The organism is Rhodoferax sp. UBA5149 (assembly GCF_002413825.1).
In the GTDB taxonomy this organism is placed as follows: domain Bacteria; phylum Pseudomonadota; class Gammaproteobacteria; order Burkholderiales; family Burkholderiaceae_C; genus Rhodoferax.
This window is the reverse complement of sequence record NZ_DHXT01000224.1, coordinates 1-2614: the sequence shown is the minus strand read 5'-3', so window position 1 is coordinate 2614 and position 2614 is coordinate 1. Positions and strand designations below refer to the sequence as shown.

Genomic DNA, 2614 nt, shown 5'->3' with positions numbered 1-2614 from the left:
CAGTTGCGCGCCCACGGCTACACGCTGGGGCATTTTCCGCAGTCGTTTGAGTACTCCACGGTGGGCGGCTGGGTGGTGACGCGCTCCAGCGGCCAGCAGTCGCTGCGCTATGGCCGCATCGAGCAGTTGTTTGCGGGCGGAAAGATGGAGTCCCCCGTCGGCACGTTGACCATGCCGACCGTGCCGGCGGCCAGCGCCGGGCCGGACCTGCGCGAGCTGGTGATGGGCTCGGAGGGGCGCTTTGGCATTCTGACCGAGGCCACGGTGCGCGTGTCACCGCTGCCTGAGCACGAGAGTTTTCACGCCCTGTTCTTCCCTGACTGGGATGCCGCCGAGGCTGCCGTGCGCGCGCTGGTGCAGCGCAAACTGCCCTTGAGCATGCTGCGCCTGTCCAACGCCATCGAGACCGAAACCAACCTCACGCTGGCCGGCCACGCGCGCCTGATCGGCTGGCTGCAGCGCTACCTGTCCTGGCGCGGCTGTGGCGAGGGCAAGTGCATGCTGATGCTGGGCGTGACGGCCGACACCCGCACCGCGCGGCACGCCTTGCGCGAAGCGCGGCGCCTGTTGGCAACCTACGGCGCCGTCTACATCGGGCGCGCCATGGGCAACAAATGGGTCGCCAACCGCTTCAAAGGCCCTTACCTGCGCAACACGCTATGGGAACAGGGCTACTCAGCCGACACCATCGAGACGGCGGTGGACTGGCCGCAGGTGAAGCACCTGATGTTGGCCATGGAGCAGGCCGCGCGCGATGTGTTTGCCCCCTACGGCGAGCGGGTGCACGCCTTCACCCATCTGTCGCACCTGTACCCGCAGGGCAGCAGCATTTATTCGCAATTCGTCTGGGCCACTGCGCCGGGCGGCTTTGCGCCTAACTTCGAGCGCTGGCAGCGCCTCAAAGCGGCAGTGGCCACAGCCATAGCCGCGCATGGCGGCACGGTGAGCCACCAGCACGGCGTCGGGCGTGACCACGCCGCCCATCTGGCCGACGAGAAAGGTCCGCTCGGCATGGCCACATTGGCGGAGCTGTGTCGCCATTTTGATCCGAAAAAAATCATGAACCCCGGCAAGCTGCTGCAGGACGAAGGCCCATGGGCGAGTTAAGCCCCGGCTCTGTGCGCGCCCAAGCCCTGGCGCAGCTTTACGCCCTCACCTGGGACCTGGTGGTGATTGGCGGCGGTATCAGCGGCGCCGGCGTGGCCCAGCAGGCGGCGCGCCGGGGCTGGAAGGTGCTGCTGATCGAGCAGCGCGACTTTGCCTGGGGCACATCCAGCCGATCCTCCAAGCTGGTGCACGGGGGCTTACGCTACCTGAAGGAAGGCGACATCAAAACCACCCTGCACTCGGTACGTGAACGCGAGCGCCTGATGCGCGAGGCGCCAGAATTAATCGAGCCGCAGAGCTTTTTGTTTGCGAATTGCGAAGGGCGCAAGCCGGGCCGCTGGCTGTTTCAACTGGGCTTGACGATTTACGACTGGATGGCAGGTCTTCGCAGCCATTTCTGGGCCGATCTGGCGACCACGCAGGCGCTGGCGCCGGGTCTGGCGCCGCCCAAAATGCGCGGCGCCCTGGTGTTTCAGGACGCCAAGACCGACGATGCGCGTCTGGTCTGGCGCGTGCTGATGGAGGCGCAGCGCGACGGGGCGCTGGTCTTGAACTATGTGGCCGCAGTGGAACTGCAACTTGATGCCGGTCGTGTGTGCGGCATCACGGTGCAAGACGCTCTGACGGGCCAGCAGCTTCAGGTGCGAACCAAAGCCGTGGTCAACGCCACCGGCGCCTGGGCCGACCGGCTGCGGGGGTCGGTGGGCGGCCAGCCCATGCTGCGTCCGCTGCGCGGCAGCCATCTGGTGGTGCCGTTCTGGCGCCTGCCGGTGGCCCAAAGCATCAGCCTGATGCACCCCCAAGACGGCCGACCGGTGTTTCTCTACCCCTGGGAGGGCGCCACGCTGATCGGCACCACCGACCTCGATCACCGTGAGGATCTGGATGTCGAGGCCTCCATCACGCCGCAAGAAGTGGACTACCTGCTGGCGGCCGTGAACGACCAGTTCTCCGCCGCCGGCCTGCGCGCCGCCGATATCAGCGCTTGTTACGCCGGGGTGCGTCCGGTGGTGGATGACGGCACCGGCTCGGCCTCTCAGGCGGCACGCGATCATGTGGTGCTGGATGAGTCCGGCCTGGTGACGCTGACTGGCGGCAAGCTCACGACCTTTCGGCTGATGGCGCAAGACGCACTGGCGCTGGCCGCACCGCACGTGGGCAAGCCGTTTGCGCGTGACGCCGCTGCCGTGTTCACCCGGGTGGGCGATCTGAACCCGCGCTGGAGCGCGGCCATACGGCACCGGCTGGCGGCGCGCTATGGTTATCGGGCGCAGGAGCTCTGCGCTGGCGCGACGGACGCTGAGCTGCAAACCATTCCCGGCACCAACACCCTGTGGCTGGAGCTTGTAATCGCGGCCAAGCATGAGGACGTGGTTCATCTAGACGATCTGCTGTTGCGCCGCACGCGATTGGGCATTCTGTTGCCGCGCGGTGGCCTGGACCATCTGGCGCGCATCCGGTCGCTGTGCACCTGTCTCTTATACACATCTGACGCTGCCGACGAAGA

The 2614-nt window shown here is 66.7% G+C and carries 2 protein-coding genes; both read left to right on the top strand.

Translation table 11 applies throughout. The features are described 5' to 3' along the window. On the top strand, positions 1-1107 hold a 1107-nt coding region (locus B3V69_RS19830; protein ID WP_296449272.1), incomplete at its 5' end, for an FAD-binding oxidoreductase. Further along, positions 1095-2614: glycerol-3-phosphate dehydrogenase/oxidase (locus B3V69_RS19825; RefSeq protein WP_296449269.1), on the top strand; the 1520-nt coding region annotated here is incomplete at its 3' end. The genes B3V69_RS19830 and B3V69_RS19825, both read left to right, overlap by 13 nt.